Source organism: Microvirga aerilata, from assembly GCF_016743775.1.
GTDB lineage: Bacteria > Pseudomonadota > Alphaproteobacteria > Rhizobiales > Beijerinckiaceae > Microvirga > Microvirga aerilata.
This window is the reverse complement of the sequence record NZ_JAEQMY010000065.1, coordinates 1-23,251: the sequence shown is the minus strand read 5'-3', so window position 1 is coordinate 23,251 and position 23,251 is coordinate 1. Positions and strand designations below refer to the sequence as shown.

Genomic DNA, 23,251 nt, shown 5'->3' with positions numbered 1-23,251 from the left:
CGCAGACCGTCAAAGCGCCAAGTGTACTCCTCAATCGCGCAACGCACCGGATCCCAACAACGTTCCGCTACCAAACAGCTAGGCCTCGCTAACACCGAGGGTGTGTGATTATGTTGTTTGGCAGTCATTTCTGGTTGCAAAGGCGTCTTGCAGGGTAGGAAGCATCACTTTAGCCTATGCCGTGTCTTGGCCCATCAAAGGGTTCAGCTCGTCCTCTGCTCAGACACAAGCCTTCCTCACATCAGCTTGGCTTGACTGTCTGCACTGTTGGAAGGGCTAGGTGGGCGCTTAAGATCCGAACGATCTCGGCGACATCGTTCCTGGAGATCGCAAAGGCAACAGGGCCATAATCAGGATGGTCAAACGCCAGCAACGAGCCATCAATCTGGGAAACTTGGACATACCACGCAGGATTGGCAACGGTTTTGACCGTCTTTCCATCAAGGGGTTCTACCCGCGAACCTTCAAGCATCCGGCGTCGTGCGTGCCCCAGCAGATTAATGACCTTGGTGAGTTGTTCAAGATCCAACCCCACGGGAGTTGATGGGCCATCAACGGGACCAAGCTCAACTGTTACGCTCTTTCGATCATCAGCAACGCGGACGCCGAAACGTGCTTGAGCCATGACACCCGCCTCCTGCCTGGTTGCAGGTTCACAAGGTCACGGTTCCCTTTGCCCAAATCACGACGGTGAGGATCTGATGTGCGCAAAAAGAAAGCCTCAGGGGTGGGGTTCCTGAGGCTCTCGGTAGGAAAGTCATCGCTACCTAGCGGGGTCGAAAGTGTGGGGATCGCGATTGCTAGGTTGCTGAGTTAACGCCACTCAGCCCCTAAGGCTCCGTTAGACTTTCGGCGGGTCCAACTATGGCATTTTTGCGCAGATGAAGAAGGCAACACTGGCTACTGATAGCGCCGTAACCATGAGACCCATATCGATGGCCGAATGAGGCTTCGCTGCCAGTTGCACGAGTTGCTTGATCACGGTGCTGCCCAGGTATAATATTGATTTATGTTAACGCCTACCTGGGTCAGGAAGGTCCGGGGATCAACTGTCAAATCCACGGTTCCCGCAGAGCGACGCCTACTGTTACCTACGGGTGACACCATTTACGACCTTCACGGAAGGGCTGTCGCGTCACACCCTTACAGGGCAGGTCAATGCAGGGTCGCGCTGAGTGGTATCGAGTGGAGAAGGCTTCCCTCAGAGCAGACAACATCGAGCCGCCAGCCGCGCCAGCTCTCAGCCTCGTCACCAATCTGCTGGCGTAACTCGCTAATGGCCTTTTGTGCTTGGGCCATGGCATCCTTGAGGTCCCGCACTTCGACCCCCTCGTCGTCCAGGATTTCCTCATGGTTATTCACCAGGTGGAAGTAGCAACGCATCTGTTTCCGTTCCAGCCTGTGAACCAGGACGGAGTCCTTAGCCGTGATGTCCTGATTTGTGAATGGACGGCTCAAGTTTCTTGCAGAGAAGCCGTGTCACTCAGCGGTTGGAGGCTGTCCAAAGCCACCCATCCCACATCCGGTCTGAAGCAAGGAACGAGGTAAGCGCGGCCCTCTTCCAGCTTTTCGATCCGGCAGGAGATTGCTCTCTTGTCGCCTGGAGGGCGGTACACAACGGTAGTGCCGACTTGGAGTTCACCCTGGTGGCCGCGCGTCTGACCTTCAGTGGACCGGTAAACCTCCGCATCTAAGGCTTGCGGCGTTGTTGGCGTTTTCTTGCTTGCCCTGAAGCGATCAAGGGCGGCAATGGCGACCTTCGCCCGGTCTCGATAGCGATCTCCCACAGCCCGTAGAATGGGTCCTTCCGTTCTTCCCGGATACCACGCTACGCCACCAACCTTGGCCAGTTCCTCAGCCACGGCTTCAATCTCATCGTCTGTCATGCGGTAACTCCCCAGCCTCCGCGGTTCATAGCTTTATGAACACCAATACAGTAAAGCTTAAATGAGAATCACAGCTAAGGTTGTGCCGGATCACACACCTGTGATGTGCGCCCTGCCGAACTGGTGTTGATCTAAGTCTCTGGGTTCAGTTTTGCCACATGGAACTCACAGAGGCACAGGCAAAAAGAAAGCGCCCGTTGTCTCAGGAGCGCTCTAAGGTCCGACCCGTAGGGGCAGATAACAAGGCCGGTTCTTCTCACGTACGCTGCCAAACCCATTCTGTCTGTCGGGCATCTGACCGTGCTGAGATAGGGCCCAATGACCGACACAAACCGCCTCATGCAAGGCACATTACTGCCAAGATTGGGGCGGAGCCTGGGTGGTCCTTGGAGGGGTGCCAATGACCACTACGGACGATGAGCTTGCCAAGCACATTAAAGAGATGATCCTGAGGATCACGCGAAGATCTACGAATAATCAGGAGCCACCCCGTAAGCCTGACACGCTCAAGCGGATTGCAAGGACACTCGGGAGAGAGCCTGATTACCCCCTTGATCTGTTGCCTCCTGCGCCTCTCCTTTGAAGCTCAGTGCCTCTCTAGTCCTAGGGATCCTCAGCAGGACTGCACTCAGCACCGCAAGAGCAGCCACACCAACAGTGACCATAAATGCTTGTCTGTGACGGTCACGCCCTCAAAACATCCAATCTCTTGGGCGGCATGGGCAAGTCCTTGTAGGTGATCCCTTTGGCGGCGTTCTTGACCGACTCCGAGCCCACGCCAAACTTTCTAGCCAGCTTGGACCATTCCCAGTCCCCGACCATGTAGCACAGTCGGGCCTCAAGAACCTGTTCAACCGTGAGCTTTCGACTGCTCTTTCCCATACCGACTCACTCAGAACGAAAAGAGAACGTCTCATGCGGTCAACGGAGGAGTCGAGGGAATGATCCTAAGGTACTAGGCGGGCTGTGGAGAGCGGGGATTGTGCGGCAGCTGCAGTATGGGTCAGGACTGGCGCTCCTCTCGATACTGCGTCTTTATTCCAATTAGCAGCATAAGTATCGAGTGGCGCTTCCGCCGCCCAATCCAGCCAAGCCTAAAGTCTCAATCTTTCTACCCCAGGACTTCTTCAGATTTCCCCACTCGTCTGCCAAGGCGAGAAGATGCGTTACTGGAGGATTAGCCAGACGACAATGGCGAGAGGAGCGAATGTGCCGAGGACGAAAGAAAGGGCGTTCTGAGTCATGACCATCAACCTTGATGATCCTTTATCTCACATGCTCGCCCAAGCTTCGGTGAGAATACGCACATGGAGGCTAGGTATTCAGGAGGGTAGAGCCTTACCTCATACGAGTTTCCTGAAGCTTCTCCATCAGCGCCTTCAGATCCTCAGCAGCCTTTAACCCGCGGATAGCGATCACGCCACGGTCAACTGTTTTCCCGTTCTCGTCTTTCCTGCCGTTGAAGAAGGTATTCCGCTGTTCCTTGGACATAGCCAAGACGGCTTTTGCCTCACATTCGTGCTGCCAATTCTCAGACCAGGTGCTGACAGGCTGGCCCGTAAGTTCGGAGATAGCGGTGGTGTCGTGGGAGTAGGTCATGCCGAGGCTATGACATGAAGGGGTGAACAGAGAGTTGCTTAGCCCAGACGCCTCACGTCAGTTGAGAGGGTAGAAAGACCTTCCAACCCGCCATTGCCATGTAGATGAACAAGTCTACCGTTTCACAGAAGCTGGTGAGTTCAAGTAGCCTCCCAGAATGAATGCCTCGGACGAAGGCAGTTTCATCGTGGCCAAAGATTAATCCAGCTTGTGGCTGGGGCTGATCCTACCGATGCAGAGGTCTGCTTAGAGATAAAAGTCACCCTTGGAGAGCTTCGTTACATCCTTCAGGACGATGGAGAAATCAGCTTTACCGTCCCCATAAACGTAGGTCCCACCTTTCGTCTTCTCCCAGCGCAACTCGCCAGCCTTTTTATGAAATTCATGGCTGTAGATGAACTTGAAGGTCTGGTTGCCCTTGGCTTTAGTGTTAGCGTCGATAGCCTTCAGATCAATCTTATCCTTCTGGCGAGAGGAGAAGTCGTAGATAGTGTCGCGATCGCCTCTGACTGAGGTGCTATCCTTTGTAGACGAAAAGATGAAGGTGTCAGCGCCAATTCCACCATAGAGTTTGTCAGCGCCGATGCCACCCTTGAGCTTATCATTTCCGGCGAAGCCATCAAAATAGTCGTTGCCTCTACTGCCGAAGAATATGTCATCGCCAGCTAATGCATCGCGGAACAGTGCGTAATCATCTTCCGGATCGCCCGTCTTGCCGGCTGCATATACTGCATCAAAATCTAACGACAGCCCCGTAATTGATCCAATAAGTACTTGTTGATAGTAACGGCTAATTTCATTGATCAAACCGCTTTCAAATACAGAGCTCCCTCATTCTATCCCTCAGTGGAGTATGGTAGGCCCTCATGCGCTGGAACCTGCACCCTGACCAGTCGTCCAAACCTGTCCTGGCCGCAGAGCCGTGAAGCGCCGAGCAGGAATGTCTTCCTTCTTGAGGGCGACGGCAAGGTCGCGGACTGGCTGGTCAATGCCTTCGTCTGTCAGCTTGAAGGTACCCCAGTGATATCCCAAGGCCGAACGGGCGCGCAGGATGCGAAGTGCGCGGACGGCATCCGAGGGGTTCATGTGATTGGAAGCCATGAACCAGCGTGGCTCGTAGGCGCCGATCGGCAACAGCGCGACATCAAGGTTCGGATGACGTGCCGCCGTTGTCTGGAAGTGCCGACCACCGCCAAAACCCGTGTCACCGGCAAAGTAAACAGAGCGACCGGCCGCACGGACGACGAAGGCAGCCCATAGGGCGTGATTGCGGTCGTTGGTGGCCCGCGCCGACCAGTGATGCGCCGGCTCCATGAAAACGTGGAGCCCAGGTGCAGCTTCGCGGCGATCTCCCCAGTCCATGGTCCCGACAGGGATCGAAGGAGCCTGAGACCGGATGATGGCGTCGTTGCCGAGCGGTGCCATCATTCTTGGCTGATCGCGCTCCCACAGCCGCGCGATGGTGGGCAGGTCCATGTGATCGTAGTGATTGTGCGAGATCAGGACCACGTCAATCCGGGGCAGTCTCTCAAACGGGATGCCAGGTGGGTTATGCCGCTTGGGCCCTGCAAACGAGAACGGACTGGCACGCTCCGACCAGACCGGATCAGTCAAGACGTTGAACCCAGCCATCTGAATCAAAAAGGTCGCGTGGCCAACCAAGCTGATGCGCAAATCGCGAGGACCGACCCGGGCGAGAGGTGCGCCTTGGAAGGGGCTCGGGTAGAAATCGGGCCAGGGCACCTCGCGCTTGGTCAGTTGCCAGCGCAGGAAGTCGCCAAAGCCGCGCGATCCTTCATCTCCAGGGTTGAAGAAGCGCTGCCCATCGAAGTGATCGCTCGGCGGACCGCTGTAATAGAAGCCACCTGAAGCCGCATTGGCGCGTGCGGTTGCGCCAAGCAAGTGAAGTGATCCGAGGGCTTGAATGAGGCGTCTGCGGGATAGCAAGGTCGCTCCTGGGTGATCTGGCGGAGAGGGAAAGCTAGGCCCTTGGTAAGCCTGCGCAATCAAGATGCATCGTCTCCCACGCAATCGTGACCGGGCACGCAACCCTCAACCCGTTCGGATGAAGGATGCCTCTCCACCCGGTAGCGCAATCAGATCATGCCGCCTTCAAGGGTTTCCGTGGCGAGGTGCCGAGACCATCTAGGGCTGGGATGGAGCCAAGAACCTCCTGGTAGAAGCGACGGGAGCGCTCCAGCTCGGCACACGGGAGAGCCACATGGTGCAGGCCGTCTATCTCCATGATCCTCTCCTGCCTGGCCGCCTTCAGTTTACATTGAGCAGGTGCTGGGGCGCCTACGTGTCACTATGGCGAGGTTTAGAGCGTCCCGGCAATTCGCCCTGGGAGGTAGCTATCGAGCCTAGAAGGGGGCTTGGATCCGCCTGTTTGACTAAAGCTGGCAATCGTGAGGGGCAGGAAAACGCCAGAGCCAGGCAAAGTATAAGCAAACCAGGACGTCATATCCTGAAGGTCCGTTCCTGGCAGGTAGTGTTGGAAAAGTCCGCAGCGTCCGTTTTTCGCGCAGTCAGCATACAGGATGCTGGGCCTTATCTGACACGCTGACGCTAGTAATAGATAGTCGGCGCAGTGCCCAGGAGTTTTTCAACAAAATCGGCACGTCCCGGAAGTACAACGGGATTCCGGAGTGCGCGGGCAAGCAGACCTTCCTTTGGCTTTCTGAATGTGCTGCTGCTTAAGCTGTCCCTTATGGACTGCGCTCATTGGAGATTTGAAGGTCGACGTCCGGCCAATGTCCGATAAGTATTTAGGGCCTATCGGACATTGTCATGGAACCGGGAACTTCATGGGTTAACCCAGAGCGAAGCACATTCCCTGGTCAGCAGCTCGTGCCCTATTCCGTCAGCCCGAGAAACTCTGCTGTTTGCAGATCTACCGGTATCCCAGTGCGCTTGCGCTCAGCTTCAACCGCCCATTCTCGGTCACCGGGAGCCATGACACTCTGTCCTTCCCGCGCGGCGCTCGCCCGCAGGTCAGCGAGATAGCGTGTGATTGCCTCATCATAGAGAGCTCGCCCGGCGAAGCGGTCGGGATCAATGGCAAGGCAGAAATGCCCTAATCGCCGGGGCGTCTCAAAATCATCGGTCTCAGCCATCCGGATCACGAAGTGATCAAGCGTGCTGCCCGTCAGAACGGCCGATAATAGCGTCACCATCCCGGCGAGGGCAGCACCTTTGAACCCAAAATCCATGCCGCCCAACGGCATTAGCATCTCGACGTTCGCAGGATCCCTAGTCGGTTGGCCCGACCGATCGGCGGCAACGCCTTCAGGAAGGGCCCTGCCTAAGGTTTCATACAGGAGAACCCGGTTGAACGGGATCGACGAAGTGGCCATGTCCAGAAGCCAGGGCCTCTGATTGGGAACAGGTGCGGCAATAGCTATCGGGTTGGTGCCATGGAACCGCTCAGCCCCGCCGTGCAGAGCAACGATGGCATCCGTGTTCGACATCGAAACCGCGATCGTCCCGGCTTCGGCACCTGCAAGGGCATAGGCCCCAGCCGCCCCGTAATGGGACGAGCGTACCACCCCAACGGCTGCCACGCCGGCCTCCTTGGCCATGCTGCGGGCCAACTCCATAGCGGCATAGGCGGCAGCATGGCCCAAGCCGTCATCCGCATCGAGAGTTGCCGCACCCGCCGCCGTACGATGTATCTTCATTGCAGGGTTGGGGTTCACGCGCCCGCCGCGGAGAACCTTCGCATAATGGGCTGCCAGCCGGACACCATGACTGTCGATGCCAAGGCGCGAGGCATGAAGCATCGCACGAGTGGCGGCCCCTGCTGTCTCCTCGTTTGCACCCGCATCCCGGAGCGCAGCCAAGGTTCGTACTTCCAAGACTTGCTCAGGGAGAAAAACAACGTCGCTCATACCGACCTCATAAGTTGATCGCTGCCGGAGGAGGCACGGCTGGGGAAATTTCTGGCGATGGTCCGATTGGCTGGACCATCAGCAAACGTCAATGCCGGTCCGCTTGTTTCGACATCCCTGGAGGAACCAAAGTTTCGACGCCGTGATGCTCGCTTCAGCTGAGCGCCCGCTGACTTGGGAAGTGTTAAAGCGGTAGCTTGCGGAGCGCCGAGACGGCCCTCATGACCCCTCGAAGCTCGGCGAGCCCTCTCATACGACCGATGATTGGATAGCCGGGATGGGTGGGTCGGCCGACATCATCGAGAAGTTCATGCCCATGGTCGGGGCGCATCGGAATGCGCCAGTGCGGCTCGCCGGCATCCTTCCGGCGCTGCTGCTCTTCGAGCAGGACCATAACCAGGGCTACTATGTCCGTGTCGCCGCCGAGATGATCCGCCTCCATGAAGGAACCATCAGGCTCCTTCGCCACATTGCGCAGATGGGCGAACCAGATACGGTTCGCGAAGCGCTGTGCGATGGCCGGAACATCGTTGGCTGGATTAGCACCCAGGGAGCCGCTGCAGAGGGTCAGACCGTTCGCAGGTGAATCGACTGCATCAAGAATAAAGGCGATATCATCTTCATTGGACACGATGCGCGGCAGGCCCATGAGCGGGCGCGGCGGATCGTCGGGATGGATGCACATCCGAATCCCGACTTCTTCTGCGGTCGGGATCACCTCCCGCAGAAAGCGGGCCAGATTCTCGCGCAGGGCATCGGTGTCGATGTCGCAGTAGCGGTCGAGCATCACCCGCAAGCCCGGAATATCGTAGCGGTCAAAGGCGCCTGGTAGGCCCGCCATGATGTTGGATAGAAGCGAGCGCCGGTCGGCTTCCGATGAACGGAGAAACCATTCTTTCGCGCGCTCCAGCACATTGGGCGAGTAGTCCGCCTCGGCACAGGGACGCTCCAGCATGAAGCAGTCGAAGGCGGCGAACTCGTGCGCGTTGTAGCGCAAGGCGGTCGCGCCGCCGGGAAGCGGGTAGGCGAGTTCCGTCCGGGTCCAATCCACGACCGGCATGAAGTTGTAGCAAATCGTAGTGATCCCACATTGCGCCAGATTGCGCATCGATTGCCGGTAATTATCGAACAGGGGCGTTAGGTCGCCTTCGCCGATCTTGATGTTCTCGTGAATCGGCAGGCTCTCGACCACGCTCCACCGCAATCCGAGCGAGGGATCGGCGGCGATGAGCGCTTTCCGCTTCTCGATCTCCTCGACGCTCCAGATCACGCCATAGGGGATGTGGTGCAGGGCGGTGACGATGCCCGTCGCACCGGTCTGGCGGATATGGGAAAGCTGGACGACATCGTCAGGGCCGAACCAACGCCAGGTTTGTTCCATGGTAATGACCTCGTAGGTGCCGGGCTTAGATACCGGCAGAGCTAAGTTCCGCCGCGGCGTTGCGGGCACCGCGCGTGAGAAGTTGGGTGTAGGCGGTCGTCAGCGTATCCACGAAACGAGCGTCGCGTGGCAAATCGGAGCCGAAGATTGCCTCAATCTCCAGAACAGCTCGAACCCGGTCCTGCGGTGCGTTGCCCGCTTTGTCGAGAACGGCCCGGAGATGGGAGGCGAGGGGATCGCGGACGTCGATCTCGCGCCCGCTCTCGTCGAGGCCGCCGACGTAGCGCAGCCACGCCGCCACAGCGAGCGCAATCCTCGGCAGCTGCAGATCGCGCGAGAGGCGCTCGCGCGCGGTCGCAAGCAACCGCTGCGGAAGCTTCTGCGATCCATCCATGGCAATCTGCCATGTGCGATGCCGGATTGCAGGGTTGGAGAAGCGCTCCAGGAGCATCCCTGCATAGTTGGATAGGTCAGCTCCGAGGGGAGCCGGAACAACAGGAATGATCTCTTCTCGCCAGAGACCCCGGACGAATTCGTGCAAGACCGGATCCTTGACCGTGTCCGCGATGGTCTCGTGACCCGCCAGATAGCCGAGATAGGCTAGGGCTGAGTGAGCGCCGTTGAGGAGCCGAAGCTTCATGTGCTCATAGGGGGCGACATCGCCAACCAGCTCGGCTCCGACACGCTCCCATCGTGGGCGTGCGTTCTCGATGAACCGATCCTCGATCACCCATTGACGGAAAGGCTCGTGCACGACAGGGGCCCCGTCCGCAAGCCCCGTAAGCCGGGCGGCCTCCGCGACATCGTCTGCTGTCGTTGCTGGCACGATCCGATCCACCATCGTGGACGGAAAAGAGGCATGAGTTTCGACCCAAGTGGCGAGCCCGCAATCGCGCAGGGCGGCAAAATCGCTGACGAGCGATGCGAGCAGGCGCCCGTTCGAAGGAAGATTGTCGCAGCACAGGACCGTGAAAGGCGCCATGCCTTCATCTCGCCGGCGCTCCAGAGCCGCCAGAATAAGGCCTACAGCCGTCCGTGGCTCGCCCGGATGCTCAAGGTCATGGTGAATATCGGGGTGATGGTGCTGCAAGCGTCCCGTTGCCGGGTCGATGCAATAACCCTTCTCAGTTACGGTCAGGCTGACGATCCTTACGCGGGGATCGGCCATCGCCTCTACCACCGTGACGGGATCTTCCGGGGCCACCATGACTGATCGGAGGGAGCCCACGATCCTCGCCGAAACCCCTGATCGATCCTTCTGCAGCGCCGTGTAGAGCCCCCCCTGCGGCATGAGACGGTCGCGCTGATCGGGACGCTGGAGGCTGACGCCGGTCATTCCCCAATCGCTTGGTTCAGCAGCGAGGAGTTCCTCCGTATAGAGAGCCTGGTGGGCACGGACGAAGGCCCCGAGGCCGAGGTGAACGATGCCGGTGCGAAGCCGGCTGCGATCATAGGCTGGGCGCTGCGTTCCGGCTTTGGCAAGCGCGAGAGTTGCCGGAGAGAGAAGAGGGCGGTCTGCCACCATAGGTTCTTGCTGATTAGACATCATTAGCGATCAGATCCGGGTGCTCGGCGGCCAGTTGCTCTGTAATCTTGAGCACCTCGGAGAGGTGGACGCGCATCGCTGCTTCAGCCTCCTCAGGATTTCGGCTCAGAATGGCCCTGATGATCTCTCTGTGCTGGCGGATCAGGGCCTCGACGGGCGTCCTGACGGGTAGGCTGAGAAAGCGGATCCGATCGAACTGAGATTTTTCCCGCTCCAGCACCGACCAGATCATGGCAATGCCGATGTCGTCTGCAATAGCACGATGAAATGCGTCATCCGCTAGAGTAAAGTGTTCTGGATCCGCCTGGGCATTTTCCTGATCGGACAGTGCCTCCGTGATCTTCTTCTGTGCGGCTGATGAAAGGCCGCGCTCAGCCGCACGCCGGACGATCGCGATTTCCAGTGCTTCACGTACAAAACGCGCCCGCTGCATGGAGGCGAGGGAAATCCGGCTCACGAAGCTGCCGCGCTGAGGCTGGACCTCAATCAATCCCTCCTCGACCAGCCGGATTAGGGCCTCGCGGACCGGCGCACGACTCGTGCCGAAGCGCAAGGCGAGCTCATTTTCCGACAACCGCGCTCCGGGACGGAGGCGGAGCGTGACAATATCCCCTCGGATCTGTGCGCGAATGCTGCGCACAGTTGCAGATGGTGGCGAAGCCGCCATCCCCTGCGTCTGTTCTCTGTTGGCGTGCATGCTTGAAGAGGACATCGGCACCTCACTTGTAGAAGAGGCTCGGCAGCCACAGCGAGATCGCGGGGATGTAAGACACCGCGAACAGGATGAGGATGTTGCACACAAGGAAGGGCAGGATTGCGCGGGAGACCGCAGCCAGCGAGACTTTGGCAATGTTCGCTGCCACGAAGAGACACACGCCCACCGGCGGCGTTGTCAAGCCGATCATCAGGTTGAGCACGGCGAATGTCGCAAAATGGATTGGGTCGATGTCAACCTTCACGGCAACCGCAAGCAGGGGCGGGAACAGGATGATCAGCGCTGCGATCGTCTCCATGAAGGTGCCGACGATCAGAAGCAGGATGTTGATCAGGAGAATGATCAGATACTTGTTCGTGGTCAGCGACAGCATCGCATCGGCAATCATCTGCGGGATCTGTTCGCTGGTAAGGATCCAGCCGAATACGTTTGCCAGTCCCACCAGGAGGATCAGCGCCCCTGAGCCGATGGCACTCTCCAACAGGATATTCGGCAGGTGGGTCAGCTTGAAGCCCTTGTAAACGAACAAGCCAACGATGAAGGCATAGAGCGCCGAGATAATCGAGGCTTCTGTTGGCGTGAAGATGCCACCCACAATCCCGAAGAGAATGACGCCCGTCATTAGGAGGGCCCAGAACGCACCCTTGCTGGTGGACAGAACATGGCGGATCCCACCCCAAGCACCCTTCGGATAGCCGCGCTTGCGCGATATGATGTAGACCGTCACCATCATGCCGAGACCAAGCAAAATGCCTGGGACGGCGCCGGCAAGGAACATCTTGCCGACAGACAGGCCCGTCAGGGTGCCGACAATGATCATGGGAACACTTGGCGGGATGATCGGTCCCACCGTTGAGGCCGCGGCTGTAACGGCGGCAGCGAAGGGAGCGTCATAACCGGATTTGCGCATGGCGGGGATCATCACTGACCCGATCGAGGCGGTCTCCGCGACGGCCGTTCCTGAAATGCCTGCGAAGATCATTGAGCCAAGGACGTTGGCCAGACCGAGGCCACCCCGGACGTGGCCGACGACGGCATTGCCGAAGCGGACGATCTGGTCGGTGATGCCGCCCCCATTCATCAGATTGCCGGCCAGGACAAAGCCGGGGATGCAGAGAAGGACGAACGAATCCATGCCAGCGAACATGAATTGAGGCACGACGCTCAAGTCGATGTCCGCGCCGACAAGGTAAACGGCTGCGGCCAGCCCGAGCGAGATGCCGACAGGGACGCCGAGAACGAGACAGACCGCGAAGGTCGTGAACAGAAGGGTGACGAGCATCAGACGAGTTCCCCATGGCTCGCGGGAGAGGGTTGGGCAAAGCCAAGCAGGCGCGCCAGTGAGAAGAAGGCGAGGGCCACCGGGATGATGAGCGTGACGACATAGATCGTGATCATCGGAATATCGATAGAGCGTGCCCGCTCACCGATGCTGCCTATGACGTAATCATAGGCGCCGGGGATAATGGCGATCGAGAAGCCAAGGATGATGAGGTCGACGATGCGATCAACGAACTTTCGAGCCGACGCGGGAAGAGGCGCGACGAAAAGGTCGACGTTGACGAGTTCACTGCGAAGGACGGCAATGCCGCAGGAGAACGCCACAAGATAGACGAGCGCGAAACGGGCGACCTCTTCGGTCCAGGACGGTGATGGGAATCCGGGAATCCGGCCAAGCACCTGAATGGTGACGACGGCAATAAGCACACTAAAGGCAGCGATCGTGCCGTAACGGCAGAAGGTGAGCGCACCCGACAGTAAGGCACCAAATATATTGCGCATGTTCGCTCTCGTTCGGAGGGCATCATCTCAATGGAATGCTGATAGGCCTTAAGCCGACTCCCTTAGGGGCACACAGCTCAAGACCTTATCAGTCCGAGCGAGAATTACTTCGTTGCGACGATCTCGTCGTAGAGCGGCTTGATCTCGGCCGGGAGAGCGGAGGCAACCGCCTGCTGGGCCTTGGCCGCGAAGGCCGCCTTATCAGAAGCCACGAACTCCATGCCCTTAACTTTGAGATCGGCCGCGAGTTGCTGCTCGTCCTTCAGGAACAGCTCACGCTCATAGGTCTGTGCGGCCTTGGCCGCCTCGGCAATAGCCTTCTGCTGCTCAGCAGGAAGACGTCCGAGCTTCTTGCTGCCACCCACGAGGTAGATCCAGCTCAGCACATGGTCCGTCTGGTTGACGTACTTCTGAACCTCGCTGAGGCTCGCTGACTTGATCAGCGCAAGCGGGTTTTCCTGGGCATCAATGGTGTGGTTCTGCAGCGAGGTGAACACTTCCGAGAAGGCCATCGGCGTCGGCTTGGCACCAAGAGCTTCCCACACCTTCACGAACAGCGGCACGTTAGGAACGCGCAGCTTGAGGCCGTTGAGATCGTCCGGTGTCTTGATCGGACGGTTCGAGGTCAACTCACGCGCACCACGGGCGAAGTAGGCGAGAGGCTTGAGTTGGGTCTTCTCCTCGATGTTCTGAGCGATCTTTTGGCCGACCGGGCCATTTACGACCTTATCGAGGTGATCGAAATCGCGGATTGCGTACGGAACCGCCAGCAACGCAGCCGACGGAGCCCAGTTCTGGAGCGACTCGCCTGTGATCGTGAAATCGACCGTCCCCAGCTGAATGCCCTTGATCAGGTCTGTCTCTTTGCCGAGCTGCTCGTTCGGGAAGACCTTGACTTCGATCTCACCATTGGTGCGCTTTGACACCTCCTCGGCGAACTTCATGGCCGCCTTGTGCCAGACGTTCTCTTCATTGCCGAGGTGCCCCAGCTTCAGGGTTGTCTTGGCCTGGGCAAAAGATGGGGTGGCTGCGCCGAGGGCGAGCACGACTCCCAGAGCTCCGACAGCTGCGCGATGGGTAAACTTATATTGGCGTGACATCAATTTTCCTCCTTGGTGAGAGCCGCGCACATTTCGAGGGCGGCCGGGCGAAGCATTTCTTACTCGCCAAAGGCGAGTTGAACTTTGATGGTGTCCTGGGGCCGCGCCTCAATCAGATCGAAGGCCGCCTGGGCCTCTTGGGCCAGGAAAGTCTGAGTGATCATGGCGGCCGGATTAAGTTTTCCCTCCGAGAGCCAGGAGATAACTTGCGGCAGGAACTTGCGGTTCAGGCGTGAGCCGACCAGGGTCAGTTCCTTTTTCACGATTTCCTGCTGGCTGATGTTGCAGGGTGCCGGCGAGAAGCCGAGAAGACCGATGCGGGCGGCCGGGCTTGCAATCCGGCAAGCCTCCTCCAGGAGGGCAGGGACGCCAGCCCCGTCAATGATAACTGTGGGCCCAAGACCGTCGTTTTCGTCCTTGACGGCATCCGGAACCGATTGTTCGCGCGAGTGGATGGTCACGTCAGCGCCGAGGGCGCCCGCCCGTTCGAGACGGGCAGCATCGATGTCGGCAATCAGGCAGCGGGCGCCATGAAGCTTGGCAACCTGGAGAACCGTAAGGCCAACGGTGCCGGCGCCATAGATGAGCACGGTGTCGCCGGCATCAATGCCGGTGCGGAAAAGAACGTTGGCCGCAACAGCGAAGGGCTCGGCCAAAGCTGCAACCTCGAAGGGCATCGTGTCCGGCACTTTCACGCAGTTGATTGCAGGGACGACAAGCTTCTCGCGAAAGCCGCCATCGCGATGGACACCAAACACTTCAAGATTGCCGCAGACATTGGACCGTCCGACCCGGCAGGCATAGCATTGGCCGCACGAGACCACTGGATCGACGACAGCCCGATCGCCTGGAGCAAGGCCTTCGACCCCTGCACCTACAGCTTCGATAATGCCTGCGAACTCGTGCCCGATGACACGCGGATAACGAGCGAACGGGTTCGAGCCGTGAAAGATATGGATGTCTGAGCCGCAGATGCCTGCTCTGACGGTCCGCAGCAGGATTTGGCTAGGTCCGGGACCTTCGGGCGCGGCAATGTCGCGAACCTCAAGCTGATGAGGTGACTGAACCGATACAGCAAGCATGATATCATCCTTGTCGACTAGTCGACAAGTATCCACCAGCAGCAAGGGGGTCAATTGGTACTGGCTGGAACTTTAGTCTAAGCCGATAAAGCTTCCAGCTAGGGAATTGCCCCAATCAATAGCGTTAATTTGTAGTGAAAACCTGCGGTCTCGGAGGTTGTGAATTTGGATGCCATTTAGACGGACTATCTTCCAAGCTGCTTAGCTATCTAGCGCAAGCCAAACGTCGCCTTTTGGCACTCCTGAGACGTAAACGTTTGGTCTGCTTCGCCACTCAAGCGCGGACGTTCGTTGCAACGGCGGAACGTGAAATTTTGACCCATTCCAGACGTTCGCATTTTGGCTGAAGATCGGGTGTTCTGTCTCACCATCACGAACACCCTTTGCTCATTGGGCAGGGCTTGGCATCCAGTGCATGGATCCGTCCCCATGACGAGGAGCCGCATAAGCCGACGACTGGGTCAATGGGCACGCACCTGCACCCGCTCGCTGATCTCGTTCAGTATGCCATGGAGCACGTCAAAGTCGGGGTGGCGCAGCCGCATCCAGGCATTAGCCATGTAGCCGGCCTCTACGGGCTGCGTCGGCGTGCCGGGTGTCGGGAAATGATGGCCGACCACCAGGTCGCCATAGCTGCGGAACATCTCGTTGCGCCCCTCATAGCCTGCAATGCGCCCGTCACGATCAGGCCGCAACGCGATAATGCCGCAGGCATAGCGGCGAGAGGGCGCATAATCGGTGCGATGATGGCAGACTGCCAGGGCCCACTCGCGGTAGAGATCGAACTCGTTGCCAGCGCTGTAGCTATCCCAGTGTCCAACACCTGGCGGCCGGCAGCCAATCTCGGAGAACTTAAGGCCCTTGGGCCCAAAGAACCACTCCATGTGAGTTGCCGCAGTCCCGATGCCGAGCGTCTCGATCACCTGCCGCCCCATCTCCTTGACTTCCCCGTAGACGGGCGCGTCCATCCGGTTGGTGGCGATAATCTGTGGCGAGATCCAGCGGGCGCGCATTGCATCGAGCACATTTGGGAAGTAATGGCTGATGAAGTCATGTGCGACGCGGCCTTGGATTGTGAGCGTATCGTAGAAGCCCTCGTGCCCCTCGATAAACTCCTCAATCGCCACAGTAGCACCATCGGCAAGACTGCTCGCCCGCGCGGCAGCCTCAAGTTCGCCCGGGTTCCCGGCACGGAACGTGCCCAGGGCGCCGGCGGCAGCGCGTGGCTTGATGATCACCGGGTAGCCAACAGCTTCGGCAAAGCCGCGCGCCTCTGCTGTGCTCGATACGGCGGTTGAGGCCGCAGTCGGCACCCCCGCTCGACGGAGTACCTCTTTCATTGCCACCTTGTCGCGGCAGAGATAAGCGGTCCGCGCCGAGATACCCGGGATGGTGCAGCGCTCGCGCACGTGGGCGGCTGGAAGAATATGCGCTTCGACCGTTGCTTCGAGCCGGTCGATCCACATGCGGCTTTGTGCCTCCCGTACCGCCCATTCGAGCGCACCCTCGTCTGTGACAGAGGCGATTTGCTGATAGCCGCCGAGCCAGCCCTTAGTCTCGTCGTTAATCCAGTCGTAAGGCCGCTCCCCAATACCGAGCACGTTAGCGCCGATTGAGGCGAGGGCACGCACGAACTCGCGCTGGTTGGCGGGGAAGGCGGGCTCAATGAAAAGCACGTTCATGTTGCGCCTGCGTCAGGAGATCAACTGGTTGAGGTAGATCGGCAGCATCTGCCGCCAGGTCGGCCAGTCGTGATCGTAGGCGGGTCCCCAGACATCGACCCGGTTCGGCACGCCCCGGCCGCCGAGCAAATGCGCCACGCGCCAGGCCTCGTCCGGATCCTCCCACCGCCCCTGACCCGAGGCCATCAGAATAAAGCGTTGCCTTAGTGCATCAAGGATCTGACCTTCGCCAAGACCGGCCATGAAGCGGATCGGTGCCGAGAAGTAGTAGTCCGTAGTCCCCTGGAAGCCAAGCAGGCGCTCAAGATCGTAGGTGCCGCTCATCCCGATCGCAGCGCGAAACAGCCAGGGATAACGGCAGGTCACTGCGACCGCCTTGAAGGCACCGATCGAAGCGCCGGCCGTGACCACCTCGATGCTGTCATCACGGCAATCGGCGCGGATTGCCGGTACTGCCTCATGGGCTACGTAGGCCTCGAACTGGTTCAGCAGCCAGCAGCGGTACTCGACCGAGCCCCACTTCGCCGCAAGCGCGCGCCCGGCGATGCTGTCGCAGCAATAGATCTTGATCCGGCCCGCTTCGATCATCGGCCCGATCGCGCCGATCAGCCCCATCCGCTCTGGCTCCTCGGCATCGCCGCCCGCGGTCGGAAAGAGCAGGACTGGCTGGCCCCAGTGGCCCCAGCGGATGAGCGTGATCTCCTGCTCCAGCCGCGGCGAGTACCACCTAGAACCCGTCTTGATCACCGCGCGCGCCCTCCTGTTCGCGCCATAGCTGAATGCGGTGCCAGAACAGTTCGGTGAACTCCTCGATCTCGTGCGCCGGGAAAATGGCGCTCACCTTCTGGTGGATTGCATCGCGCATTCGCTCGGAGCCAAAGAAGTCGTAGGCCAGCGCGTCGAGATGGCCGAGCCGGGTGCGGCAGAAGTCACGGAACCGTTCACTCTCGAAGCGCTCGTGTGCGATGCGGGCGTACTCCCGCAGCCGCTCACGGGGATCAAGGTCGCGGTCAGCGACGGCGTAGAACGGCTCCCAGTCGAGGTTCCGGCGCATTTTGCGCCCCGTCGCAGCACAGAAGATCGACCAGCGCAGGTTTGCCTTGATCAACCAGGGGAAGTGGTAGTGCAGCGATGTCACCTGGCTGTCCGGGCAGGCATTAGCGAAGTCGATCGGATGCCAGACGCCATGGCGCGCCAAAGCCTCGCACGAGTTGAAGTCCCAGCCGAAGAACGCATTGATGGTGAGCGTCATGTCCTCGAGCACCGACGCATCCTCAGGTGGCAGAAAGCCGATATCCATGCGGTAGCGGTCATGGAGTGCCGCGGAGGGATCATAATTCACTTTGCGAAGCTGCGGCCCCAGCCCGATGCAGCGCACGAACCAGTCATAGGGCAGGACCGCAGCCTGTAGGTTCATCACCTCGGTGCCGCTGGCATCGTAGGCCCTCTGGAAACCGGCAAGATCATCGATCTTAGTCACGCCTTTCCAGCCGCCGCCGTGATAAGGCTTCATGAAGAAGGGATAGCCGATCTTGGCGCCGATCTCCTCGAGTGAGAACATGCGGGCGTAGCGCCTGAGCGTCACTTCGAGATCGTCGGTCACGTCATAGGCCTTGGGCGGCAGCAGCCAGGTCTCCGGGACAAGTAGGCCAAGGCGCATCATCGCACAGTAGGATGTGTGCTTCTCGTTTGACTGCAAGGACCAGGGATTGTTGTAGACGTAGAGATCGTTGAGCACGATCGCCTTCTTGATCCACTCTCGACTGGTTGAATACCAGTGCGTCAGGCGGTCGATGACGATGTCATACTTGACCGGTTGCTGCAGGTTGAAGGGCTCAATCGTCACCCTTTCGCAGTCGAAACGCAGACGGTCGCCGCCAAGTTCAAAGTCAAGCTTCAGGCCATCGAGCAAACTCTCGTAGCAGATCGGCCAGCAGATGTCGGCGCCCAGCGACAAGCCGATGTTGACGGTACGTTCGCCCATCTCCTCCCTCCCGTTGGGGGATCAGGAAGAGCAAACGCGGCCGTTAGTGCTCTTGTTCCTGCTGCCGGCGAAGCACCCACATCAGTCCGTCGCGCAGTTGATCGCGCCAGTTGTGCCAGTGGTGCCCATCCCAGGCGCTCTTGAAGAGCACGTCGATGCCGCGCTCGCACAAGAAATTTGCTAGCGCCTGGTTCTCCTCGGCAAGCCCCTCGAGCTCGCCCGTGGAGACGAAAGCACGGGCTCCGGGTACCTGCGGTGCCCGTCGTAGCGCCCGCACAAGGCGCGCGATGCGGTGGAAGACCGGGTGAGGCCGGTGCTCGAGCTTACGCTCGTCAAGGATGAAAGATCCGGATTGCAGCACCAATCCGCCAAAGATGCCAGGATAGCGGAACGCGGTTGAGAGTGAGGCTACGGCACCCAGGCTCGCGCCCATCACGACCCGGTCCTCGGCTTCCTCCGAGATCCGGTAACGGCTCTGGAGAACTGGCAAGAGCTCCAGGACAAGGTAGCGCGCATGCCTGCGCCCGCGGGCGTATTCGCCCATTCGATCACGGGTCTGAACCAGCGCCGCCACAATGGGTGGAATGTCGCCTGCCTCAATCAGGTTATCGAGGGAAACGGAAAGGTCAGCATAGGAGACAAAGTCCTGACCATCATGGATGATGACCAAGGGGTAAGGTCGTCCCGCCACATAGCCGGCAGGTAAATAGACCCGCTCTTCGCGGCGCTCACCGAACGCCGTGCTCTCGACCTCCACGGCTTCGATGCGCCCGGCGGGAGCGCCACGCGGCTCGCTCCAGTCGGGGCGGGTGTAGCCGTAGGTGCGGCACTCCGAATTCTCACCAAACGGATCACGGGCCCGCGCCGCATTGAGCGGATCCAGGATCCATTCCTCGCCGCCATGCCGCCCGATCGCCAGCTTGTACTCGAACCGACCACCGTCTGTGACAGGCAGGCGCAGCAGCCAAAGGTCGGTCCCCGACATTGGCTCAAAGTGGGCGCGTTCACCGGCGTGGATCCACCGCAGGAGATCAACATGGTCCGCTCCGCCCCGCCAGACGAAGGTCACCGCTCCTGGCTCGACAAGCGGAAACTGATGGTTCACCAGGAAATCGTCAATGGCCGCGGGTGTGGGCTGGCCGTTGGCGAGCAGTTCCGCGATCTGCGGATGCTGCCGTACCGGTGATGCTTGATCGGCCCCGCCGAACCCAGGCTGGCTCAATTGAACGTTCATGTAACTTGCTAACCTGCTCGATGAGGAGATCACAACGGGATATTGTCGAGCGATCGCTCCCGCAGAGCGTGTCAGGTAGGGGGCTGCTGCCCCGATTGCAACTCGGCGGGACGGCTTTCGGCAGGCGCAGGGCTGTCGGACTGCGCCGACTGGGTAACCAGCCAGTCGACCACAGCCATCTGCGCCTCATGGTCGCCGGCCCCCGCTGCGAGGGCATCGTGATAGACTTTGAGCTGCTGATCGGCGCTGGTTCCGCGCTGCGCGATGGTGCGGGCATGCTCTACTTCAGCGATGCAGCCGAGCGCCTCGGCATGGGGCCGGAGGATTTCGATCAGCTCGTCGATGAGTTCGGGTAGCGGCACGACAATTCCCTTGCCGAAGTCCGCCAGCTCGGCCTCAACCCCATATCGCTGTGCCCGCCACTTGTTCTCCAGGATCAGGATGCGCCGGTACTGGCGCCACCGCTGGTTGTTATTCCGCAGATGCAGCAGGAAGGCCAAGATTGACTGATAGAGTGCCGCGATCGTCAGGCCGTCTTCAAGCCAGGTGCAAACGTCGCAAATCCGGATCTCGAGCGTTGGATGCCGCGAGCTGGGTCGAAGGTCCCACCAGATCTTCGTTGGATCGGTGACCACGCCGGTTGCAGCGAGGTCATCGAGGAGCTCGGTCCAGTCGTTCCAGCTCTCAAAGACCTCCGGCAGACCTGAACGAGGCAGGTCGCCAATGATGATGGGCCGGAAAGCCTTAAGGCCGGTGTCATGGCCCTCCCAAAAGGGGGAGGAGGTGCTGAGGGCGAGAAGATGCGGCATGAAATAGCTGACCTGATTCATCAGGTCGACGCGCAGGTTCAGGTCCTCGATCCCGGCATGGACATGCATTCCGCAGATCGCCATCCGCCGTGCCAGGCTGCGGTTCTCCGCACCGAGGATGCGGTAGCGCTCCATGTCCACCGGCTCCTGGTCACGCCAATGCGACCAAGGGTGAGTTGAGGCCGCGATCATCCGCATGCCGAACTCCTCGGCCGAGGCGGCAACGGCCTGGCGCAGCTCGAGCAGTTCCGCGCGTGCCTCTGCGACTGTGCGGCAGACGCCAGTGCCGATCTCGACCTGGCTCTGGAGGAATTCGTGGGTGACACGGGAGCCGACGATCTCCTTGCATCGTGCCATAAAGCCAGCAGGTTGGCGTCCGGCCAGTGCCCGCGTTTCCGGGTCGACGAGGAGGTATTCCTCCTCGATCCCGATCGGGAAAGCTTCGTAACGAATGCTCATTCGCTCCTCCCGACCCTGCTAGTAGAAGCAACCGGCCGGAACCCGCGTCTAACGTCCCCTGGTGGAGGACGATGCTATGCGACGGTCACTCTGAAACGAACCCAACAACGGACTACGAGTTCCACTTTGACCAGGGCTTAACTGTTAGCGTTGCTATAAGAACAAAGGCTGCTGGGATAACTCCGTGGATGATCCACATGGTCCAGCAGCACCAAGAGCAAGGGGGAGGATCTGGTTACGACATTTCCCAAAAGCAACGCTTTGGTCCTCTCACTCAGCGCAAGCCAAAGACGTTATTGAGGGGATGGAACCGTCCGAGACCAACCTGGAGACGACCTTCGCATCGGGAGTCCACTCCTGTGGGGACCTGCAACATCAGGCACCAGCTCGGCTGTACCCCTCGTAACACCTGCACTGAAGCCACGGGGCTGCCATATGCTCCCCAAGGGTAGCCTTTGCACGGCAATCACCAACGCTATCTGCCCAGGAGAGGGGAGCATCAGAACATCACCTGGGAGGGAAACTGATAGGCCAAGAGGTGAATTCGAGCGCGGCGGACCTCGATCAGAGCGCAGCGAAAGCTCTCAACCAGAGCGCGTTGGAGTACCACCGCTATCCGAGACCCGGGAAGATCGCCGTTCTACCGATCAAGGGCATGACCAACCAGCGCGACCTCGCCCTGGCTTACTCCCCAGGCGTCGCTGCCCCCTGCATGGTAATCCATGCCGACCCGTCTGCCGCCGCCCTGTACACCAGTCGCTCCAACCTTGTGGCCGTGGTCTCGAATGGTACGGCGGTGCTGGGCCTCGGCAACATCGGACCGCTCGCCTCCAAGCCGGTGATGGAAGGCAAAGGTTGCCTGTTCCAGAAGTTTGCAGGCATTGACGTGTTCGATATCGAGGTGAACGAGACGGATACGGATAAGCTCGTCGACATCATTGCGTCGCTTGAGCCCACCTATGGTGGCATCAATCTGGAGGACATGAAGGCACCCGAATGCTTTGAGATCGAGCGTCGCTTGCGCGAGCGCCTGAAGATCCCAGTCTTCCATGATGACCAGCACGGCACCGCCATTGTGGCGGCCGCGGCCGTGCTGAACGGCCTTGAAGTGGTTGACAAGCAAATCGAGGACATCAAGCTGGTTTGCTCCGGTGCCGGAGCCGCGGCCATCGCCTGCCTTGACCTCCTAGTGGGGCTTGGCGTCAAGCGCGAGAACATCTGGGTCACTGACAGCAAGGGCGTGATCTACGCGGGCCGGGGGCAGGGCATGGACCCGCAAAAGGAACGCTATGCTCAGCAGACCGATGCCCGGACACTCGGCGATGTGATGCCGGATACAGATGTGTTCCTGGGTGTCTCCATGGCTGGCGTGTTGAAGCCCGAGATGGTGCAGGTCGTGGCCGACAAGCCGCTGATCCTGGCGCTAGCGAACCCTGAGCCCGAGATCCGCCCGGAAGCGGCTAAAGCCGTGCGCCCGGACAGCATCATCGCAACCGGCCGCTCGGATTATCCGAACCAAGTCAACAACGTCCTGTGCTTTCCGTTCATCTTCCGCGGCGCACTCGATGTGGGGGCGACCACGATCAACGAGGGGATGAAGCTGGCCGCCACCCGTGCCATCGCGGCGCTGGCGAAGGAGGATGTGTCGGATGTGGTCTCTGCCGCTTATGGCCGCCGCGACATCCGCTTTGGGGCCGAGTACCTGATCCCGGCTCCCTTCGATCCACGTCTGATCACAGCCGTTGCTCCCGCCGTTGCCGAAGCTGCCATGACAAGCGGGATTGCGACGAGGCCCTTGGAAGACCTGAAGACCTATCGGGAGTGGCTTCAGGGCTTCGTCTGCCGACCTTTATGCTGAATGGGAACGACAGGGAGCTTCTGAGTCGGGCCTCGCCAGCCTCCTAGCGCCTATACTCAACCAACGTGACACCCTTTCCATAGCGGTCTGCTTTGTCAAAACGAACACACCGGACTTGTCACAGGTTTCACCAGCTAAAGCTCCTATGCAGATGTCGGATCCCCCTTCTTTAGGCTTAGAGATCCTCAAGCTGTTCCAGTCTACTAGCGACTGTTGAACGATCGTCGCGCCGTTTCTGCCTTAG

General features: G+C 59.6%; 20 protein-coding genes and 1 pseudogene. 1 reads left to right on the top strand and 20 read right to left on the bottom strand.

Features of this window, described 5'->3' with window-relative positions; translation table 11 throughout:
• Positions 1 to 241 precede the first annotated feature (241 nt).
• The 20 genes from JKG68_RS24805 to JKG68_RS24710 all read right to left on the bottom strand — a co-directional run bounded on the left by JKG68_RS24805 (position 242) and on the right by JKG68_RS24710 (position 21,149).
• The gene (locus JKG68_RS24805; protein ID WP_202064093.1) at positions 242 to 625 is read right to left on the bottom strand and encodes a hypothetical protein; all 384 of its coding nucleotides are present in this window, start codon (positions 623 to 625) and stop codon (positions 242 to 244) included.
• 530 nt (positions 626 to 1,155) lie between these two features.
• On the bottom strand, positions 1,156 to 1,383 hold the full coding sequence (locus JKG68_RS24800) for a DUF6894 family protein (RefSeq protein ID WP_202064092.1): 228 nt from the start codon (positions 1,381 to 1,383) through the stop codon (positions 1,156 to 1,158).
• Positions 1,384 to 1,454: 71 nt separating this feature from the next.
• Complete coding sequence (locus JKG68_RS24795; protein ID WP_202064091.1) at positions 1,455 to 1,886, bottom strand: hypothetical protein; 432 nt, start codon at positions 1,884 to 1,886, stop codon at positions 1,455 to 1,457.
• A 1,338-nt stretch (positions 1,887 to 3,224) separates the two neighbouring features.
• Positions 3,225 to 3,485: a DUF7696 family protein gene (locus tag JKG68_RS24790; RefSeq protein WP_202064090.1), complete on the bottom strand. Its 261-nt coding sequence runs from the start codon at positions 3,483 to 3,485 to the stop codon at positions 3,225 to 3,227.
• 246 nt (positions 3,486 to 3,731) lie between these two features.
• Positions 3,732 to 4,292 (bottom strand): M10 family metallopeptidase C-terminal domain-containing protein, encoded by a 561-nt coding sequence (locus JKG68_RS24785; protein WP_202064088.1) that lies wholly within the window; start codon positions 4,290 to 4,292, stop codon positions 3,732 to 3,734.
• A gap of 57 nt (positions 4,293 to 4,349) precedes the next feature.
• On the bottom strand, positions 4,350 to 5,387 hold the full coding sequence (locus JKG68_RS24780) for an MBL fold metallo-hydrolase (protein ID WP_246515820.1): 1,038 nt from the start codon (positions 5,385 to 5,387) through the stop codon (positions 4,350 to 4,352).
• Positions 5,388 to 5,586: 199 nt separating this feature from the next.
• Entirely contained in the window at positions 5,587 to 5,730 is a 144-nt protein-coding gene (locus JKG68_RS24775; RefSeq protein WP_202064086.1) for a VOC family protein, read from the bottom strand.
• Positions 5,731 to 6,340: 610 nt separating this feature from the next.
• Positions 6,341 to 7,375 carry an Ldh family oxidoreductase gene (locus tag JKG68_RS24770; RefSeq protein WP_202064082.1) on the bottom strand — a complete coding sequence of 345 codons (1,035 nt, stop codon included), beginning with the start codon at positions 7,373 to 7,375 and terminating at the stop codon, positions 6,341 to 6,343.
• A 184-nt stretch (positions 7,376 to 7,559) separates the two neighbouring features.
• The gene (gene uxuA, locus JKG68_RS24765; protein WP_202064078.1) at positions 7,560 to 8,756 is read right to left on the bottom strand and encodes a mannonate dehydratase; all 1,197 of its coding nucleotides are present in this window, start codon (positions 8,754 to 8,756) and stop codon (positions 7,560 to 7,562) included.
• Positions 8,757 to 8,781: 25 nt separating this feature from the next.
• The gene (locus tag JKG68_RS24760; RefSeq protein WP_202064067.1) at positions 8,782 to 10,281 is read right to left on the bottom strand and encodes a mannitol dehydrogenase family protein; all 1,500 of its coding nucleotides are present in this window, start codon (positions 10,279 to 10,281) and stop codon (positions 8,782 to 8,784) included.
• A gap of 13 nt (positions 10,282 to 10,294) precedes the next feature.
• The gene (locus tag JKG68_RS24755; protein ID WP_246515824.1) at positions 10,295 to 10,969 is read right to left on the bottom strand and encodes a GntR family transcriptional regulator; all 675 of its coding nucleotides are present in this window, start codon (positions 10,967 to 10,969) and stop codon (positions 10,295 to 10,297) included.
• A 52-nt stretch (positions 10,970 to 11,021) separates the two neighbouring features.
• The gene (locus JKG68_RS24750; RefSeq protein ID WP_202064055.1) at positions 11,022 to 12,299 is read right to left on the bottom strand and encodes a TRAP transporter large permease; all 1,278 of its coding nucleotides are present in this window, start codon (positions 12,297 to 12,299) and stop codon (positions 11,022 to 11,024) included.
• Positions 12,299 to 12,799: a TRAP transporter small permease gene (locus tag JKG68_RS24745; RefSeq protein ID WP_202064053.1), complete on the bottom strand. Its 501-nt coding sequence runs from the start codon at positions 12,797 to 12,799 to the stop codon at positions 12,299 to 12,301. Before JKG68_RS24745 ends, JKG68_RS24750 begins: the two co-directional genes overlap by 1 nt.
• Before the next feature lie 104 nt (positions 12,800 to 12,903).
• Positions 12,904 to 13,899 (bottom strand): TRAP transporter substrate-binding protein, encoded by a 996-nt coding sequence (locus JKG68_RS24740; RefSeq protein WP_202064051.1) that lies wholly within the window; start codon positions 13,897 to 13,899, stop codon positions 12,904 to 12,906.
• Between the two features lie 59 nt (positions 13,900 to 13,958).
• The gene (locus JKG68_RS24735; protein ID WP_202064049.1) at positions 13,959 to 14,981 is read right to left on the bottom strand and encodes a Zn-dependent oxidoreductase; all 1,023 of its coding nucleotides are present in this window, start codon (positions 14,979 to 14,981) and stop codon (positions 13,959 to 13,961) included.
• A gap of 461 nt (positions 14,982 to 15,442) precedes the next feature.
• Entirely contained in the window at positions 15,443 to 16,663 is a 1,221-nt protein-coding gene (locus tag JKG68_RS24730; protein ID WP_202064047.1) for an ATP-grasp domain-containing protein, read from the bottom strand.
• 12 nt (positions 16,664 to 16,675) lie between these two features.
• Complete coding sequence (locus JKG68_RS24725) at positions 16,676 to 17,410, bottom strand: esterase family protein (RefSeq protein ID WP_202064034.1); 735 nt, start codon at positions 17,408 to 17,410, stop codon at positions 16,676 to 16,678.
• Positions 17,391 to 18,620, bottom strand: coding sequence for an ATP-grasp domain-containing protein (locus JKG68_RS24720; RefSeq protein ID WP_202064032.1), 1,230 nt, complete (start codon positions 18,618 to 18,620; stop codon positions 17,391 to 17,393). Before JKG68_RS24720 ends, JKG68_RS24725 begins: the two co-directional genes overlap by 20 nt.
• Before the next feature lie 70 nt (positions 18,621 to 18,690).
• Positions 18,691 to 19,881, bottom strand: a complete 1,191-nt coding sequence (locus tag JKG68_RS24715) for an alpha/beta hydrolase-fold protein (protein ID WP_202064030.1) — start codon at positions 19,879 to 19,881, stop codon at positions 18,691 to 18,693.
• A 71-nt stretch (positions 19,882 to 19,952) separates the two neighbouring features.
• Positions 19,953 to 21,149, bottom strand: a complete 1,197-nt coding sequence (locus tag JKG68_RS24710; protein WP_202064028.1) for a carboxylate-amine ligase — start codon at positions 21,147 to 21,149, stop codon at positions 19,953 to 19,955.
• Between the two features lie 538 nt (positions 21,150 to 21,687).
• Between JKG68_RS24710 and JKG68_RS24705 the strand changes: the two are divergent.
• Positions 21,688 to 22,995 (top strand): annotated as a pseudogene (locus JKG68_RS24705) (malic enzyme-like NAD(P)-binding protein); the annotation flags it as partial.
• Positions 22,996 to 23,251 lie beyond the last annotated feature (256 nt).

Excerpts from the sequence above, each read along its gene's own strand:
- JKG68_RS24805 (WP_202064093.1), bottom strand. The coding sequence starts at position 625 with ATGGCTCAAGCACGTTTCGGCGTCCGCGTTGCTGATGATCGAAAGAGC.
- JKG68_RS24800 (WP_202064092.1), bottom strand. The coding sequence starts at position 1,383 with ATGCGTTGCTACTTCCACCTGGTGAATAACCATGAGGAAATCCTGGAC.
- JKG68_RS24795 (WP_202064091.1), bottom strand. The coding sequence starts at position 1,886 with ATGACAGACGATGAGATTGAAGCCGTGGCTGAGGAACTGGCCAAGGTT.
- JKG68_RS24790 (WP_202064090.1), bottom strand. The coding sequence starts at position 3,485 with ATGACCTACTCCCACGACACCACCGCTATCTCCGAACTTACGGGCCAG.
- JKG68_RS24775 (WP_202064086.1), bottom strand. The coding sequence starts at position 5,730 with ATGGAGATAGACGGCCTGCACCATGTGGCTCTCCCGTGTGCCGAGCTG.
- JKG68_RS24770 (WP_202064082.1), bottom strand. The coding sequence starts at position 7,375 with ATGAGCGACGTTGTTTTTCTCCCTGAGCAAGTCTTGGAAGTACGAACC.
- uxuA (WP_202064078.1), bottom strand. The coding sequence starts at position 8,756 with ATGGAACAAACCTGGCGTTGGTTCGGCCCTGACGATGTCGTCCAGCTT.
- JKG68_RS24760 (WP_202064067.1), bottom strand. The coding sequence starts at position 10,281 with ATGGTGGCAGACCGCCCTCTTCTCTCTCCGGCAACTCTCGCGCTTGCC.
- JKG68_RS24755 (WP_246515824.1), bottom strand. The coding sequence starts at position 10,969 with ATGGCGGCTTCGCCACCATCTGCAACTGTGCGCAGCATTCGCGCACAG.
- JKG68_RS24750 (WP_202064055.1), bottom strand. The coding sequence starts at position 12,299 with ATGCTCGTCACCCTTCTGTTCACGACCTTCGCGGTCTGTCTCGTTCTC.
- JKG68_RS24745 (WP_202064053.1), bottom strand. The coding sequence starts at position 12,799 with ATGCGCAATATATTTGGTGCCTTACTGTCGGGTGCGCTCACCTTCTGC.
- JKG68_RS24740 (WP_202064051.1), bottom strand. The coding sequence starts at position 13,899 with ATGTCACGCCAATATAAGTTTACCCATCGCGCAGCTGTCGGAGCTCTG.
- JKG68_RS24735 (WP_202064049.1), bottom strand. The coding sequence starts at position 14,981 with ATGCTTGCTGTATCGGTTCAGTCACCTCATCAGCTTGAGGTTCGCGAC.
- JKG68_RS24730 (WP_202064047.1), bottom strand. The coding sequence starts at position 16,663 with ATGAACGTGCTTTTCATTGAGCCCGCCTTCCCCGCCAACCAGCGCGAG.
- JKG68_RS24715 (WP_202064030.1), bottom strand. The coding sequence starts at position 19,881 with ATGAACGTTCAATTGAGCCAGCCTGGGTTCGGCGGGGCCGATCAAGCA.
- JKG68_RS24710 (WP_202064028.1), bottom strand. The coding sequence starts at position 21,149 with ATGAGCATTCGTTACGAAGCTTTCCCGATCGGGATCGAGGAGGAATAC.